The organism is Fontivita pretiosa (genome assembly GCF_050410795.1).
Taxonomy (GTDB): domain Bacteria; phylum Planctomycetota; class Phycisphaerae; order Tepidisphaerales; family Tepidisphaeraceae; genus Fontivita; species Fontivita pretiosa.
This window is the reverse complement of sequence record NZ_CP191258.1, coordinates 5,040,364-5,057,249: the sequence shown is the minus strand read 5'-3', so window position 1 is coordinate 5,057,249 and position 16,886 is coordinate 5,040,364. Positions and strand designations below refer to the sequence as shown.

Annotated in this window: 14 protein-coding genes; 13 read left to right on the top strand and 1 reads right to left on the bottom strand. The window is 63.6% G+C overall.

Annotation, left to right across the window (positions count from 1 at the left end):
* Positions 1-91: 91 nt before the first annotated feature.
* Positions 92-748 (top strand): YSC84-related protein, encoded by a 657-nt coding sequence (locus ACQS5P_RS20470; RefSeq protein WP_428938477.1) that lies wholly within the window; start codon positions 92-94, stop codon positions 746-748.
* 9 nt (positions 749-757) lie between these two features.
* On the opposite strand, the gene ACQS5P_RS20465 is transcribed toward ACQS5P_RS20470, so the two are convergent.
* The gene (locus ACQS5P_RS20465; protein WP_428938476.1) at positions 758-1,828 is read right to left on the bottom strand and encodes a hypothetical protein; all 1,071 of its coding nucleotides are present in this window, start codon (positions 1,826-1,828) and stop codon (positions 758-760) included.
* A gap of 279 nt (positions 1,829-2,107) precedes the next feature.
* On the opposite strand from ACQS5P_RS20465, the gene ACQS5P_RS20460 reads away from it, so the two are divergent.
* From ACQS5P_RS20460 to coxB, 12 genes are all read left to right on the top strand, one after another.
* On the top strand, positions 2,108-2,881 hold the full coding sequence (locus tag ACQS5P_RS20460; protein WP_428938475.1) for a phytanoyl-CoA dioxygenase family protein: 774 nt from the start codon (positions 2,108-2,110) through the stop codon (positions 2,879-2,881).
* A gap of 19 nt (positions 2,882-2,900) precedes the next feature.
* Complete coding sequence (locus ACQS5P_RS20455) at positions 2,901-4,403, top strand: MFS transporter (protein WP_428938474.1); 1,503 nt, start codon at positions 2,901-2,903, stop codon at positions 4,401-4,403.
* Positions 4,404-4,554: 151 nt separating this feature from the next.
* Positions 4,555-5,964: an MFS transporter gene (locus tag ACQS5P_RS20450; protein WP_428938473.1), complete on the top strand. Its 1,410-nt coding sequence runs from the start codon at positions 4,555-4,557 to the stop codon at positions 5,962-5,964.
* A gap of 239 nt (positions 5,965-6,203) precedes the next feature.
* The gene (locus ACQS5P_RS20445) at positions 6,204-6,908 is read left to right on the top strand and encodes a cytochrome c3 family protein (RefSeq protein WP_428938472.1); all 705 of its coding nucleotides are present in this window, start codon (positions 6,204-6,206) and stop codon (positions 6,906-6,908) included.
* A gap of 90 nt (positions 6,909-6,998) precedes the next feature.
* A complete protein-coding gene (locus tag ACQS5P_RS20440) occupies positions 6,999-10,064 on the top strand; it encodes a TAT-variant-translocated molybdopterin oxidoreductase (protein WP_428938471.1) in 3,066 nt (1,021 codons plus the stop codon).
* 73 nt (positions 10,065-10,137) lie between these two features.
* A complete protein-coding gene (nrfD, locus tag ACQS5P_RS20435; protein WP_428938470.1) occupies positions 10,138-11,640 on the top strand; it encodes an NrfD/PsrC family molybdoenzyme membrane anchor subunit in 1,503 nt (500 codons plus the stop codon).
* Between the two features lie 45 nt (positions 11,641-11,685).
* On the top strand, positions 11,686-12,273 hold the full coding sequence (locus ACQS5P_RS20430; protein WP_428938469.1) for a DUF3341 domain-containing protein: 588 nt from the start codon (positions 11,686-11,688) through the stop codon (positions 12,271-12,273).
* Between the two features lie 8 nt (positions 12,274-12,281).
* Positions 12,282-13,103 carry a c-type cytochrome gene (locus tag ACQS5P_RS20425; RefSeq protein WP_428938468.1) on the top strand — a complete coding sequence of 274 codons (822 nt, stop codon included), beginning with the start codon at positions 12,282-12,284 and terminating at the stop codon, positions 13,101-13,103.
* Positions 13,104-13,111: 8 nt separating this feature from the next.
* Positions 13,112-14,482: a quinol:cytochrome C oxidoreductase gene (locus ACQS5P_RS20420; protein WP_428938467.1), complete on the top strand. Its 1,371-nt coding sequence runs from the start codon at positions 13,112-13,114 to the stop codon at positions 14,480-14,482.
* Between the two features lie 19 nt (positions 14,483-14,501).
* Complete coding sequence (locus tag ACQS5P_RS20415; protein ID WP_428938466.1) at positions 14,502-14,837, top strand: hypothetical protein; 336 nt, start codon at positions 14,502-14,504, stop codon at positions 14,835-14,837.
* A gap of 6 nt (positions 14,838-14,843) precedes the next feature.
* Positions 14,844-15,779, top strand: coding sequence for an SCO family protein (locus tag ACQS5P_RS20410; RefSeq protein ID WP_428938465.1), 936 nt, complete (start codon positions 14,844-14,846; stop codon positions 15,777-15,779).
* Between the two features lie 74 nt (positions 15,780-15,853).
* A complete protein-coding gene (gene coxB / locus ACQS5P_RS20405; RefSeq protein WP_428938464.1) occupies positions 15,854-16,858 on the top strand; it encodes a cytochrome c oxidase subunit II in 1,005 nt (334 codons plus the stop codon).
* Positions 16,859-16,886: the final 28 nt, after the last annotated feature.

Genomic DNA, 16,886 nt, shown 5'->3' with positions numbered 1-16,886 from the left:
CGATTTGGGCGCAGGGGAAGGTCTGTTGCCGCATGCGGACAATTGCGGCGCACGCGTGCGGTGGGTTGGCTTCGCCGGATGGGAAAGTGCCATGCTGCGAACTTCGAATCGCCTGATGAGCCTGGCGGGGGTTGTGCTGATGCTGGCGGGACTGTGCGGACTCGGCGGCTGCGCCACCGCGCCCAATACCCGCGCCCAGCGTTCAGCGCTGGTGGATGAGTCACGCACCGCCCTGAAGCTGATGAAGGAGCGCGACTCGGACCTTGGGCGATTCCTGGACGGATCGGCCGGCTACGCGGTCTTCCCCAACGTCGGCAAGGGGGGGCTGATCGTGGGCGGCGCCTTCGGCCGCGGCGCGGTCTTTGACGCCAATGGCAATCTGCTGGGCTATGCCAAGGTCACGCAGGGTTCGGTCGGCGGAGTGATCGGCGCTCGCACCTTCGCCCTGCTGCTGGTCTTTGAGCACACCCGCGAGCTGGAACGATTCAAGGACGGCGACGATATCCAGTTCGGCGCCGAAGCCACCGCTGTGGCCCTGACCGAAGGATGCTCGGCCACCACGCGGTATCACAACGGCGTGGCGGTGTTCGCGATGCCGCGTGGAGGCCTGATGGCAGATGCATCGCTGAACGGGCAGACTTTCGCGTTTGAGAAACCCGAAGAGCCGCTGGATCCCCGGCAGGATCCGTACGCCCCGAGCAGCCCGCGATCCGGCAACTCCGCGACCGTGAGCATGCCGACTGATTGAGCAAACCGATCATGCCTGCGGCGATCTGGCCAGCGCGCACAGCTCGCCGAGCACGGCAGTGGGCCAATCGGCTTCTTCCCAGGCCACCACGCCCTCGTGATCCATTTTGAACGGCCAGACAGTGCCGCCCAGGGACTCTGCGGCCAGCACGCAATGTTGTTTGTGTCCCGGGCGCGAGAAGACGACGATGAACCCTCCGCCGCCGGCGCCGCACGTCTTGCCGCCAAAAATGAACGGATCGAGCCTGTCGAAATAGGCGCGAAGCGTATCGCTGTCGCAACTGGGATGCAGTGCGTAGTGGTTTTTCCTGGACTGGTTCAAGGCGGTGGCGAAGCCGTCCAGATCGCCGGCTTCCAGCGCGTCGGCCATCGCGTACGCAGCCTGCTTTAGCCCATCCATCGCGGCGATCGTCGGGGAATCGGGCATGGCGTAGGAACGCTTGATGTCCTCGTGAATGGTGGCCGACAGGTGGATTCCGCCGGTATAGATCAGCAGCAGATCGCGTTCGAGCTGGCGGAGCAGCTCGGGCTTGAGGCGCAGCCGGTGACAGGTTGTGCCGCCGCCCTTGTGCAACACGACCTTCTTGGCTCCGCCGATGGCGGCGCCGAAGGAATCCTGGTTTCCCCCGGCCAGACCCAGGTCTTTCCGCTCGATCTCGTTAGCGAGGATGGCGATCTCGGTCTGCTGGGCAGCGCGGTTGGTGGCCCTGAGGCACGCGGCGGTCAGCGCCGCGCCCATCGCGCCGCTGCCGCCCAGGCCGCTGCGCACGGGGATGTCCGACTGCGTGACCAGTAGAAAGTCATCCCATCCCTGAAGCAGCCGCCTTGCAAAACCCTTGACAAAGTCGAGCCTGCCATTGGCCCGCAGGCTCGCGACGTTGGGCGCCCAGTCGCCCTGTTTCAGGTCCAGTGAATACAGGTGTGCACCCGAGCCCGGCGGCAGCCATTGAAGCTGCGCGTAGCTGTATCGGGCGACGGCGAAGTTCACGACGCAGCCGCCGTATTCGATCGAGTATGGCGGGGCATCCGTCCCACCCCCCGCCGGGTCAATCCGAGCCGGCGCACGCGCCACAGTTTTCATATTCCGGATTTTAGTTTCCGGCAATTGGCTGTCACGACGCCAGCGGTGTGGCGACCGGTTCGGGCTTCGCACCCGAAGTTTTACGCCCGGTTCGTTCTTGCCGATGCCTTCGGGCAGGGGTAGATTCCAGCAATTGCGTTCGGCGGAGGAGCGACAAGCAGAACCCGGGTCCTCGCGCAGTTCAGTCCCTCCGACGCCTCGCCGCACCCCCAGCCGACCAACCTTGGGCGCGCGGCGAATCGACGATCATGTCCCGTAGCACAGGAGCCGGCGAAGATCATGGCCCTCACACCGGATCAGCGTTTCGAGTTTGACGTTTGCGGCTATCTGCATCTGCGCGGCGCGCTGCCGCAAGAGGAGGTTGAGTTGTATCGTCAGTGGATCACCGAGGCGGAAAAGACGGATGTGAAGGCGCTCAACGCCGACGATCCATCACGGATCAAGCATCAGCTCAACCGTCCGGTGTCGCGCGTGCTCGATGCCGATCCTCGCTTTACCGCATTCCTGGATCATCCCGTCGTGCAACCGATCCTGGTGGAACTGCTGGGGCATGACTACCGCCACATTGACAACGATCTCTACTACACCTATCCGGGCTACCAGGGCGGGCAGTGGCATCGCGGCGTGCGCGCGCACCCGAGTGGCTACGTGATCGACGGGCAGTTCCACTGCCCCATGGTCAAGGTCTTCTACTGCATGACGGACGTCGGCCCGGGCGAGGGCGAGTTCGTGGTGATCCCCGGTTCGCACCGCGCCGCGTTCCAGATCGACACCAAAGACCGTATCGACCTGCCGGGACAGCATGTCTTCAACGATGTGCGGGCTGGCGATGTAATCATTTTCAACGAGGCGCTGCTGCACAACGGCCGGCCGAACCTGTCGAACAAGACGCGAAAGACAATCATCATGAACTTCGGTCGGCGCGAGGCGGGCGTGTGGGAAGGCTATGCCCCCCTGCCGCGGACGCTGGCCGCCGCAACCCCGCGGCAACGCCAGATCCTGTCCAACGCAGATCGGGTGTGGAGCGAGCAGGCGGCGGTGAGCATGATGTGAGCGATGCGAGGCTTTTCACATGACACTGGCCGCTTCAACCTGTCCGCACTGTTCTCAGCCGATCGACAGTCCCCACAGCAGCTTCTGCCCGCATTGCGGCGTGCAGATCCCAGCGGCGCCGGCGCGGCAGGCGGCAAGCGCTGCGGTGGCGCTGGACTACCAGACACCATCGCAACCGAACCGTCGCTGGCAGGCAGGCACGCTCTCATACACCACCGCAGGCCTGGCGCTGGTGATTTTCTGGCTGCTGCTGGGCTATGCGGGCGTGTCGTATCGGGACAGGGGATTCACCAACTCGGCCAACCTGCTGCTGAAGCATCTTGACGCGACGAGCACCGTCGTGGCATCGCTCAACGTCTCGATGCCGCAGGCCATTGCGATGATCTTCAGCCCGATCATCGGCTACTGGTCTGACCGCTATCGCAGTCGCTGGGGCCGGCGGATTCCGTTTCTGTTCCTGGCCGCGCCCATCACGATGCTGGCGCTGGTTGGCGTGGCGTTCTGTCCGCAACTGGGGCGCGCCCTGCACGCAGCGATGGGAAGCTACTCGCCCGGAGAAACGGCTTCGCCGCTCATCGTGTTCGGCGTGTTCTGGGCGTGTTTTCATTTCGGGCTGGTCTGCGGAAATATCGGCCTGACCGGGCTGGTCAACGATGTGCTGCCCCGCTCGATCCTGGGCCGCTTCATGTCGGCGTTCCGCATGATCAGCCTGATCGCCGGCATCACCTTCAACTACCTGATTCTCGGTCACGTCGAGGCACACTTTCAGGCGATCTTCATTTCCTTCGCGCTGGTCTCGGGTATCCCGCTGGTGCTGATGTGCCTGATGGTCAGGGAAGGCAACTATCCGCCGCCTGAGCAGATGGCCGCCGACCATCGTGCCGGCGGGTTCTTCGCCGCCGTCGGCGTGTATTGCCGCGAATGCTTCAGCAAGCCTTACTACCTGTGGGTCTTTGCGGCGATGGCGCTGGCTGGGCTGATGAGCGGGCCGGTCAACTGGTTCAGCATCTTCTTTGCCAAGAGCCTGAACATGGACATGGCCACGTATGGCAAGATCATGGCGGCGAATCATCTGACGGGTTTCCTGCTGGCATATCCGATCGGGGTGCTCGCCGACCGTTTTCATCCTCTGCGCGTTTCGATGGCGACGGTCGCTGCCTACGCCATCACCCTGCTGCTCGGCAGCATCCTGATCCGCGATCCGTTCACCTTCGGCTGCGCCATGTTCGCCCACATGGTGATTTCCGGAACCTATCTGTCCGCGTCGGGCGCGCTGGCGCAGATGCTTCTGCCGCGATTGAAGTTCGCCCAGTACTGGTCGGCGGCGCTGGTGCTCTCATCGCTGTCCATCATCGTCAGCAGCCCGATCGTGGGCATCATCCTGGACAAGACCGGCAAGAACTACCGGTTGACCTACGTGATTGGCTTTGCCCTGGCGGCGATCACCTTGGCGGTGATGTCGGTTGTCCACCGGAAGTTCATGGCCCTTGGTGGGCCAAGGCACTACGTGGCGCCGGAATGAAGTCTCGGCTCTTCGCGTGAACGCCAGACTCAACAAACTCCTGCGAGGCGGTGCTTCGCTGCCGAAGCTCGTATCCGCCTCGCCAGCCATTCCGTTGGAGTACACGTTGAGCCGTGGCGCAGCCTCTGACAGGCTGTGGACGATTGGATCCTTGACCTACACCACCGGCGGGCTGGCGCTGGTGATCTTCTGGCTGCTGCTGGCGCAGGTGGGCCTGTCGCTGCGCGATCGCGCTGCGGGCGATGCCACCAGCCTGCTGCTGCGCCGGCTGGGGGCCTCCAATACGGCGCTGGCGTTTCTGACGGTCGTGGTTTCCACCGCCATCGTCGTGCTGTTTGGCCCGGCGATCAGTTACAGGTCGGACCGGTTTCGCAGCCGATGGGGCAGGCGAATCCCGTTCCTGCTGGTGGCCATTCCGATCGCGACGCTGGGAATGATCGGAATCGCGTTCACGCCGGAACTGGGAGACAAGCTTCGCGCGCTTGCTGGCTCCGGACCTCTGGCGAACGTGAACCATGCGCTGATCGTCTTCGGCGTCTGCTCGGCGCTCTACCAGATCGCGACGGTGACGACGGGCATGGCCTACACGGGACTGATCAACGACGTGGTTCCCCGCCCGGTCATGGGTCGCACTTTCAGCCTCATTCGCATGATCAGCCTGATTTGCGGAATTGTCATCAACTATGGAGTCTACCGTTACTTCGAATCGCACTTCAGGCTGCTGTTCCTCATTTTGGCCGCGATATTCTTCGTAACGTTCATGGCGATGTGTTTCGCGGTAAAAGAAGGAGCGTATCCCCCGCCGCCGGACGTGATTCGCACTGGTGCGACGTGGTGGCACGAGCTTCGTCGCGCGATCGCGGAGTTGTGGCTCGCGCCGCGTTCACGGCCAAAGCTGGCGGCGCTGGCTCGGGCGTTGTGGTTGTGCTTTCCGCCCAGAGTTCGCGAGTACATCGTTCTGTGCTTCAGCAGATCGTATTACCGTTGGGTGATCGCGGCGCTGACGCTTGGAGCGCTGTGCGCAGTCCCCGTCAATGCCTTCAGTCCCTGGTACATGAAGAGCCTTGGGATGGACCTGGAAACCTACGGCAAGATCAAGGCGGTGAACCACTTTTGTGGGTTTCTGGTGGCGTTCCCGATTGGGATGCTTGTGGACCGGTTTCATGTGCTGCGGGTGTCGATGGTCACCATGGGCATGTACGCCGTCACCCTCATGCTCGGCGCCTTGTTCATCCGATCTCCCTGGTCGTTCGGGTGGGCGGTCTTCGGGCACATGGTGGTGGCGGGGTTCTACCTGTCGGCGTCCGGTGCGCTGGCGCCGCTGCTTCTGCCGAGACTGAAGTTCGCTCAGTTCCTCGCGGCGTCGGCGGTGGTCACATCGATCGCGACGATGATCACGAGCGTGGCGATGGGGTACATCCTGGACAGGACGCACAACAACTATCGCCTGACCTACCTGGCCAGTTCGATCCTCGCGTTCAGCGCGCTGGCGGTGTTGATCGTGGTGTATCGCAAGTTCATGGCGATGGGCGGCCCGAAGGGATACGTGGCGCCAGAGTGACTTTGCCGCGCGCAGCGGCGAAGGCCGATGGGGCGGATGCCTGCGCGGCTGTCGGGCCGCCCGCAGCTTGTTGCCAAGTCGCGGGGACAGAGTAGATTGGCGACAGTGCCGGGGTGGAGCGGGCCGCGCCGGCAGCAAACCTGCGACGATATGCCGCAGGTTTGCGCGTTGACTGCTCGGCTTGTTGCGGCTGATATTCAGTCGCTTTCAGTCAGCGCATTCTGTCAGCCGGTTGCCGCATGGATGACCAAGCCCATCAGACCCCGCCAATGTTCGTATTTCCCCGCTGGGCCAACTACGCGCTGCCGGCGATTCTGATTCTGGTCGGTGGGGCTGGTTTGTATCTGCCGACGGTTGTTGGGTTTGGCGGTTCACCCAAGACCACCGATGTCGGCTATCAGCCAACTCAGCCGGTTCCGTTCAGTCACGCTCTTCACGCCGGCGAGCTGGGGATGGATTGCCGGTATTGTCACAATACCGTCGAGCAGGCGGGGTTTGCGGCGGTTCCCGCAACCCAGACCTGCATGAACTGCCACACCAATATTCAACGTCCCGACCCCGCCGGTAACCCCGCCGCCACCCTCAAGCCTCTTTACGAAAGCTGGCAGAGTGGCAAGCCCGTCAACTGGGTCAAGGTGCACGACCTGCCAGATTACGCCTATTTCAATCACTCGGCACACGTGAACAAGGGCATTGGGTGCGTCACGTGCCACGGGCGAATCGACCAGATGGACGTGGTGTACCAGGCCAAGCCGCTGAGCATGTCCTGGTGTCTTGACTGCCACCGCGAGCCTGAAAAGTACCTGCGACCTGTGAGCGAAATCACGAACATGAACTACAGCCCGCCCGGAGGCGATCAGCTCGCCCTGGGTCGGCAACTGAAGCAGCAGTACGGTATCCGCGATCGACATTACATGGAGAGTTGTTCGACGTGTCATCGGTGAGGAAAGTGGTCGGTGACCAGGTGGCCGGGGACCGCGAGAACCGGGATGGAAAACTGGCAACTGACCATTGACCACTGAACACTGACCAATATGTCCGGCCCTGAACACTGGCAAAGCCTGAATCAGCTCGCGCAGAGCCCGCAAACACTGGAGCGGATCTCACGGGAGTTCCCCGGGTACGATCCGGACCAGATGATGTCAATGTCGCGCCGACGTTTCGTGAAGCTGATGGCGGCGTCAATGGCGCTGGCGGGGCTGACGCTGGGCGGCTGTCGTCGCTGGCCCAGGGAGCATCTGGCGCCGTACACCAGCAACCCGCGCGAGCGGATCCCTGGAATCCCCGAGCAGTACGCGACTGTTTTTGAAATCAGTGGCGTGGCGCAGCCGCTGCTGGTTACGACCTACGACGGCCGGCCCATCAAGGTCGAGGGCAACCCCTCGCATCCGTGGTCGCAGACGTTCAATGGCAAGCTCGGATCCGCCGACGCATTCGCCCAGGCCAGCGTACTGGAGCTGTACGACCCGGACCGGAATCGGCCAGTGGTCGATCGAACCGGCCAGCAGCCCAGGGCTTCAAGCTGGGAAGAATTCACGGCCAAAGTTCTGCTGCCGCTGCGGGGCACGGATGGTCAGGGGCTGGCGATTCTGGCCGAGCCGTCGCTGAGCCCCAGCTTTCTGGCCATGCGGGATCGGCTGCGGCAGGTGTTTCCGCGGGCGCAGTGGTTTGAATACGAGCCGATCTCCCGGGAAAACGAGATTGCCGGATCGAAGCTGGCGTTCGGCCAGGCCGTGCGTCCGCGCCTGCATCTGGAAAAGGCCGACACCGTCGTGCTCTTTGACGCCGACGTGCTGGGGCTGCACCCGGCTCATGTCCGTTACGCCAACGACTGGGTCAAGCGGCGCAAGAGTGCCGACGAGGGGCGGGGAATGAGCCGCGTGTACATGGTCGAGTCGCGGCTGAGCACCACCGGCGCGGTGGCCGACGAGCGGTTGCCCATTCGCCCGTCGCGACTTTCCCTGCTGGTTGCGGCGTTGGCGGCGCGGGTCATCGGCGGTGGCGAAGTGGCGGGGCTGGCCGCCGATGAAGCGGCATTTGTCGAACGCGCCGCCGCGGATCTGAAGCGCGGCAACGGCCTGGTTGTCGCGGGACCCAACCTGCCGCCGCAGACCCACGCACAGGTCTACGCGATCAATGCGGCCATCGGGGCGATCGGCAACACCCTCGTGCTGCTGGCGGAGCCGCAAAACGACGCCGGCACGATCACGCAGCTCCTCGAGCAGATGCATGGCGGCGCCATCAAGACCCTGGCGATCCTCGGAGGCAACCCGGCATACGACGCGCCGGCCGACCTGAACTTCGGCGAGGCACTGGCGTCGGTGCCGAACAGTTTCCATCTCAGCCTCTATGAGGATGAGACGTCACTGAAGTGCAAGTGGCACCTGCCACGGGCGCACTACCTGGAGTGCTGGGGCGATGCGCGAGCCTGGGATGGGACCGTCAGCGTGCAGCAGCCACTGATCCTGCCGCTGTTTGATGGCAAGTCGATCATCGAGCTGATGGCCATGCTGGCCGCCGATACGGTCGTGGATGGGCAGACGATCGTCCGCCGGACCATCGGCAGCCTGCTCCGCGAAGATTCGGACCTGGAGTACCGGCGGGTGTTGCATGACGGCTTGCTGGCGGGCAGCGCGTTCCCGGCAGTCAACGTTTCTGCGAACGTTCAACCACCGGCGACTGCGATGGTCGCTGCGGCAACTGGCGAGTCGCCCGGCGCAGGTGGATTGGAGCTTCGGTTCCAGCCCGACACGCGCATCTATGATGGCCGGTTTGCGAACAACGGATGGCTCCAGGAATTGCCCGATGCACTGAGCAAGCTGACGTGGGACAACGCGGCGCTGCTGAGCAAGCGCGACGCCGACGCGCTGGGCGTGGACAATGACGACGTGATCCGCATCGACCTGGCCGGCCGGACGCTGGAGATCGCAGCCTTCATCCTGCCAGGCCAGCCAGTCGGAGTCATTGGCCTGCCGCTGGGATACGGGCGATGGGCGGCGGGGAACATCGGCAGTGGCTTGGGGTTCAACACCTACACGCTGCGCAGCGCGGCGGCGATGCATCACGCACCGGCCACGGCTGTGCAGAAGACCGGCGCGAAGTACCAGCTTGCCTCGACCGTCGAGCACCACATCATCGATCCGGTGGGGATGAGAGCTCGCGAGGCGCGCGTCGGCCAGAAGGGGCACAGTGGCAAGATCATTCGTGAGGCCACGCTTGAGCAGTATCAAAACGACCCGCACGCGCCGCACCATGGGCAGCATCACAGCGTCTCGCTTCAGCTCTTCCAGCCGCCGCACAGCTTCGATGAGCCGCGTGCCTGGGGCATGGCCATCGACATGACCGCGTGCATCGGGTGCAACGCGTGCGTCGTCGCCTGCCAGTCGGAAAACAACGTGCCGATCGTGGGCAAGGAGCAGGTGCTGGTCAACCGCGAGATGCACTGGCTTCGGATCGACCGTTACTTCAAGGGCGAGGGGGATGATCCCAACCCCGAGGTGGTCTTCCAGCCGATGATGTGCGTGCACTGCGAGAACGCGCCGTGCGAGCAGGTGTGCCCGGTCGCGGCGACCGTGCACGATACCGAAGGCCTGAATACGATGGTCTACAACCGCTGCATCGGCACGCGGTATTGCTCGAACAACTGCCCGTACAAGGTACGGAGGTTCAACTACTTCGACTGGCACAGCCGCGACCCTCGCGGCGGGCGGTTCCCCGCGCCGTGGCTGGGAATGCCGGACACTCAGCAGCGCGAGTCGATCGACAAGATCAAACAGATGGTGTTCAACCCCGAGGTCACGGTGCGAATGCGCGGCGTGATGGAAAAGTGCACCTTCTGCGTGCAGCGCATCCACAATACCTCGATTGCCAAACGAAACGCCGGAGAGGAGATCAGGGATTTTGACGTGGTCACGGCGTGTCAGCAGGCCTGCCCAACCGAGGCGATCGTGTTCGGCAACCTGAACGACAGGGACGCGGCGGTGACGAAGCTGCACCAGAACCCGCGGGCGTATTCCGTGCTTGAAGACCTGAACACTCGCCCGCGGACCAGGCACCTGGCACTGTTGCGCAACCCCGCGACCACGGAGGAGAACCACTAGCTTGTATCACGGGCGTCTCGCCCTTGTCGGCGATACAAGCACGGGCCAGATGCCCGCGACACAGGATCGAGTAATGAGCTCGCTTTCAGCGACAACTTCTGTTCTGAATCTGCCCGAGGACATCGACAACCGCGGCGACGATCCCCGCCAGCGCGCGCCACTGGTCCTGCGCGGCAAGGGATTCAACGAAGTCACCGAGACTGTCACTGCCATCGCCTTCCGCAAGCCCCCAATCGGCTGGTACATCGCCTTCGCGATCTCGCTGGGTCTGCTGGGGCTTCTGGGTCTGACGGTGGCGTACCTGCTGCTGACTGGCGTGGGCGTGTGGGGAAACAATCAGCCGGTCTCCTGGGCATTCGACATCGTCAACTTTGTGTTCTGGGTGGGCATCGGCCACGCGGGAACGCTCATCAGCGCGATCCTGTTCTTGCTGCGTCAGAACTGGCGGACGAGCATCAATCGCTCCGCCGAGGCGATGACGATCTTCGCGGTCATGTGCGCCGGGCTGTTTCCGGCGCTGCACGTGGGTCGGGCGTGGCTGGCGTACTGGCTGTTCCCGCTGCCCAACCAGATGGGCATGTGGCCGCAGTTCCGCTCCCCGCTGCTTTGGGACGTGTTCGCGGTCGGCACCTACGCGACCGTCTCGCTGCTGTTCTGGTACGTCGGGATGGTCCCGGATCTGGCGACGCTGCGCGATCGCGCGCCCACGAGAGTCAGGCAGATCATCTACGGCATCCTGGCGCTCGGCTGGACCGGATCCAGCCGGCACTGGCATCGCTTTGAGCGGGCGTACCTGATTCTGGCGGCGCTGGCCACGCCTCTGGTGCTCTCCGTGCACAGCGTCGTCTCCTTCGACTTCGCCGTCTCGCAACTGCCCGGCTGGCACACGACCATCTTCCCGCCCTACTTCGTCGCCGGCGCCGTGTTCGGCGGATTCGCAATGGTCATGACATTGCTGATCCCGGCGCGGCAGTTCTTCGGGCTCAAGGACCTGATCACACTCCGGCACCTGGACAACATGGCCAAGGTGCTGCTGGCCACCGGGCTGATCGTCGGCTACGCCTACATGATCGAGTTCTTCATCGCCTGGTACAGCGGCGTGCACTGGGAGCGATTCGCCTTCATGAATCGCGCCCTGGGGCCTTACTCCTGGGCATGGATGCTGATGATGTTCTGCAACGTCGTGGCGCCGCAACTGCTGTGGAGCCGACGACTGCGGCACAACCTGAGCGTGCTGTTCTTCGTGGCGATGTGCGTGAACGTCGGCATGTGGTTCGAGCGGTTCGTGATCATCGTGATTTCCCTGACGCGCGATTTTCTGCCGTCGAGCTGGGGCAGCTACTGGCCGACCTGGGTTGACCTGGGCATGTTCGCCGGCAGCTTCGGGTTGTTCTTCACCTGCTTTCTGCTGTTCTGCCGGTATCTGCCGATGGTGGCGATGGCGGAAGTCAAGACCGTGATGCCCGAGGCCCACGCGCATCCCGAGAAGCACCCGCAGGCCAAGGACCTGCACCGCTTCGACTATCAGCCCGACGAGCACGGCGGCACGAGCCGGGCGCGCGGAACCCGATTCTGAGGATTGCGGATTTGCTTTTGGCCGCAGATTGGCGTGAGTGAGACGATGTCCGTGGAAACCCAAGAACAGGTCGTGCGGGAGCAACCGGCGCAGCCGCCACGCGATTTTGTACTGGCCGGCATGCTGGCGGAGTTCGCGGACGTGGACTCGGTCATGCAGGCCGCCCGGTACCTCCGCGACGCGGGCTTCGACCGCTGGGATGTCCACACCCCCTTCCCGGTTCACGGCATGGACGAGGCGATGGGCATCCGCCCGACCATCCTGCCCTGGCTGGTGCTGGGCGGAGGTCTGACAGGTGTGGTTGGCGGGCTGGCGCTTCAGTGGTTCACCAACGCCTTCGATTACCCGTTCTTCATCAGCGGCAAACCGCTGCTGAGCGTGCCGGCGTGGGTGCCGGTGACGTTCGAGCTGGGGGTGCTGCTGGCGGCGCTGACGGCGGTGTTCGGCATGCTGGGGTTGAACCGTCTGCCGCACCTGTACAACCCGCTGTTCCGCAGCCGGCGGTTCCGCCGCGTGACCAATGACCGCTTTTTTGTGGTGATCGATGCATCGGATCCGAATTTCGACCGGGATCAGACCGAGCAAATGCTGCTGAATCTCGGGGCTACCGCCGTGGAGTGGATCGAGGAGTAAGCATCGCCATGTCCGAGCAGACGCCCGCAGGAACGCCGCCCTCGCCGCCGACACCGCAACGCGGCCCGCAAGACCGCCGCGTACGGCTCGGCTCGATGCGGCGCAGCGGCGAGTTGCCTCGTCCGCCCTTCTGGATGGTGGCGGGGTTTCTGATTCTGGTCGTAGCGACCTGGATTCCGCTGGTGGTGTTCGCACGCGCCAGGGTAGACCGTACCGATCAGCCGCGCGTTCACCTGGTTCAGGACATGGATATACAGCCGAAATTCCGGCCCCAGGACGACAGCCCGGTGTTTGCCGACGGTCGAGCCATGCGTCTGCCAATCCCAGGCACCGTCGCCCGCGGCAAACTTCAGGAGGACGATCACTTCTACCGCGGCTACAAGCGGGTGCTGGATCCTGCAACCGGGCGTTACAACGTGGTCTTCTTCGACTCGCTGCCGCCGCAGATCAAGCTCGACGAGCAACTGCTGATGCGAGGTCAGCAGCGTTACAACATCTATTGCGCCACGTGCCACGGACTGGACGGCTATGGAAATGGCCCGATCAACAATCGCGCCGTGGCGCGGCAGGAGCCCAAGTGGGTTCCCGCCGCCAGCCTCCATGCTGACAGCGTCCGCGCCCGACCGGACGGACATCTGTACAACACCATCACGAACGGAATCCGCAACATGGCCGGGTACGGCGCCCAGATCCAGGATCCGGCGGATCGATGGGCGATTGTGGCGTATCTGCGGGCGCTTCAGTTGAGCCAGAACGCGCCGGCGTGGGTGGCGGCTGATCGGCTCCAATCGGCGCAACCCGCGCAAAGCGGACCGGCAGAAGGTCGATGAAGCGAGACATGGCAACGCATCACACGCCGACAACTTCCGAACCGCTGGACCTGGGGCCCGGCTTCCGCCGCGCCTATTCCGCCGCCCTTTTCATTGGCGGGATCGCGATGGCGCTGGCGATCGTCCTGGGCGCGTTCGCCGAGCAGGGATACCGGCGATTCTTCTTCGCCTACCTGATCAGCTATGCGTTTTTCCTCAGCATCGCCCTGGGGGCGCTGCTGTTCGTGCTGGTTCAGCACGTGAGCCGGGCAGGCTGGAGCGTGAGCGTGCGGCGCCTGGCCGAGACCCTCGCCGCCACGTTCCCGATTCTGGCGGCGCTGTCGGCGCCGATCGTGGTGTCGGTGATCCTGATGGACGGCAGCCTCTATCGCTGGGCGCAGCCGGTGTCGCATGCCGCACATCAAAACCCTGCGGCCAGTGAGCCTTCCTTGCCGCCCTTGCCGGCCCAGCCGGCGCACGGCGAAGCATCGCACCAGTCCGAATCGCACTCAACTGCGCCGTCCGCGACGGCGGGGCTCGATGCCTTAACCCTGGAAAAACGTCCCTATCTTAATCCGGCCTTCTTCCTGCTGCGATTGCTGGTTTACTTTGCGATCTGGTCCTGGATCGGCTGGTGGTATTGGCGAACGTCGGTTGAGCAGGACCGCAGTGGCGACGTCGAGCTGACCATACGGATGGAGCGATACTCCGCGCCGGCGATCCTGATCAGCATCCTCACGCTCACCTTCGCGTCGTTCGATCTGCTGATGTCGCTGGACCCGAGCTGGTTCAGCACGATCTTCGGCGTCTACTTTTTCGCAGGCTGCGCGGTGGGCATCTTCGCCAGCCTGATTCTGCTGGTGGTCCTGCTCCAGCGGTTCGGCTACCTGGCCAACAGCGTCACGGTTGAACACTTCCACGACCTGGGCAAGTTCCTGTTCGCCTTCACGTTCTTCTGGGGCTACATCGCCTTCAGCCAGTACATGTTGCTGTGGTACGCGAACATCCCCGAGACGACCGGGTGGTTCGCCCGCCGCGGAGCGTCGAGCGTGCCCACCGACCCGGCCGACTGGAGGATCGTCTCCCTGCTGCTGCTGGCGGGACATCTGCTGATCCCCTTTGCCGCACTGCTCTCGCGGCATGTGAAGCGTAACAAGAAGGCGCTGGCGTTCTGGGCGGTGTGGCTGCTGGTGTTCCACTGGATCGACCTGTTCTGGATCGTCATGCCGGAGATCAGCCCGCAGCACCCCCGGGTCTATTTTGGAGTCATGGAAATCGCCTGTTTCCTGGGCATCGGCGGGATTTTTGCCGCCAGCACGCTGCGACTTGCGATGCGGCATGCCGTGCGGCCCGTGGCCGACCCACGCCTGCACGAGGCGCTGGTGTTCCAGAACATCTGAGCTGTTGGAGCTAGAAACGATGGCATTTCGCGAAGACGTCGATTCACAACTGATCATCACGATCGGAGCGATCTCCGGGCTGATGGTGATCGTGGCGACGATCGGACTCCAGGCGTGGTACATGAGCGAGGAACGCGACGAGCTGGAACGCAAAAGCGCCGGCGCGGTCTACCGGGAACTGGTTGACCTTCAGGCCGATCAGCGGGCTAAGATCAGCAGCTATCGCTGGGTCGATCGCGACAAGCAGGTTGTTGCGATCCCCATTGACGATGCCATGAAGCTGCTGATCCGCAACCAGGGCAAGCTGCCGGCAACCAAACCGCAGGAGCGGCCGGCAACACAGCCCGCGGGATGAAATCCCATGCAATCGCCCAAAGCATACATCTTCGGCGTGCTGTTGGTCGGCGTGCTGCTGGCGTCGCTGGCCGGTTCCGGTGCGCTCGCCCAGTCGCCCCCGCTGGGCGGCTTCTCCGGAAACGCGCCTCGGGTCGAGGTTCCGCGGCAGCCGCTGCCTGAAGGAATGAAGGACGTCGGCATCGAAGAGCGACTCGACGCCCAGCTCCCCATGGATGTGTACTTCACCAACGAGATGGGCAAGCGCGTGACGCTGCGCGACTGCCTTAAGCCTGGCAAGCCGGCGGTGCTCCAGCTCGGATACTTCGGCTGCCCGATGCTGTGTGATCTGGTCTCGCAGGGGATGCTCGAGTCGATGCGCGAGCTGGATCTGTCAATCGGCTCGGACTTCACCGTCATCAACATCAGTTTCGACCAGCGCGAAACCACCACCGACGCCTACAGGAAAAAGCAGGCCTTTGCCCGCCAATACGACCGTCCGGGGGCCGGGGATGGATGGCATTTCCTCACGGGCGCCCGCTCGGCGATCAGCGCCGTCACCGCCGCCGTCGGATTCAAGTACAAGTGGCTTGAAGACAGCCAGCAGTTTTCCCATCCGGCGGCGATCATCATCCTCACGCCCGAGGGACGCGTTTCGCGTTACCTGTACGGCGTGAAGTTCCCCGAGCAGACGCTGCGGCTGTCGCTGGTCGAAGCCTCGCAGGGCAGGATCGGCACTGCAATGGATCAGGTGCTGATGCTCTGCTTCCAGTATGACGCCACGGCCGGCAAGTACACGCTCGCCGCGGTCGGATTGATGCGTCTGGGCGGCGCGCTGACAGTGATCATTCTGGCAACCGTGCTGATCCGTCTGTTCGTAAAGGAGCATCGCGCCCGCCGCGATTTGCAAGCGCACCATGACGGCTTGCCCGCTTCAGCGGGCGCCCGAAGCGAAAACACATGATCTGGTTCCTCGCTCAAACTTCCCCCACGACCGCGCCGACAACTGTCGCGACGACGGCTGCCGCGCCCGCGTCGATGCCCGCGACCGGCGGCAGCTTCTGGATGCCCCCCGCTGCCTCCACCGTCGCAGGCAGCGTCGACGGGCTGTTCTATTTCGTCTTCTGGATCACCGTGATCTTCCTGGCGCTGGTCTCGGCTCTGGTGGTCGCGTTTGTGATCAAATACCGCTACCGTCCCCAGCGCCCGGATGCCGAAGATGCCCCGGCCCACAACACCGCGCTGGAGCTGACCTGGACCATCATCCCCACGGTGCTGGTCCTGATGATCTTCTATTTCGGATTCCGCGGGTATTTGCACATGTCCGTCGCCCCGCCCGATGCTTATGAGATCAACGTCGATGCCAAGATGTGGGCCTGGTCTTTCATCTATCCCAACGGGCACGTCGATACCGAGCTTCACGTGCCGGTGAATCGGCCCGTGCGACTCGTGCTTCAGTCGCAGGACGTGATTCACAGCCTGTACATCCCCCAGTTCCGCCTCAAGCGCGATGCGGTGCCCGGGCGGTACAACCGCGCCTGGTTCCAGGCCACACAGCAGGGAGTGTTCGACCTGTACTGCGCTGAGTACTGTGGGCAGGGGCACTCACAGATGCTCACGAAAGTCATCGTCCACGACGCGCAGGATTTCGAGCGGTGGCTGGAAGACGCCGCCAACTGGGAACGCCGAATGACCCCCGCCGAAGGCGGAAGAATGCTGTATGAAACCCGCGGCTGCACGCAGTGTCACTCCGTCGATGGCACGGCCCGCACGGGACCGACGCTCAAGGATCTGTTCGGCCGGCAGGAGAAGCTCGCCGACGGTTCCACCGTGCAGGTGGATGAGAACTACATTCGCGAGTCGCTGTACGAACCCAACGCCAGGATCGTCCAGGGTTTTGCCGCGGTGATGCCCTCGTATAAGGCAACGCTGAAGGATCGCGATGTCAGCGCGATCATCGCCTACCTGAAAACGATCAGCGTACACCACAGCGGCTCAGGCAACATGGCGAATCCGAGCAGTACCAAACCGCAGGAGCAGTAGCGAATGTCGGCAATCAATCCGCCCATCT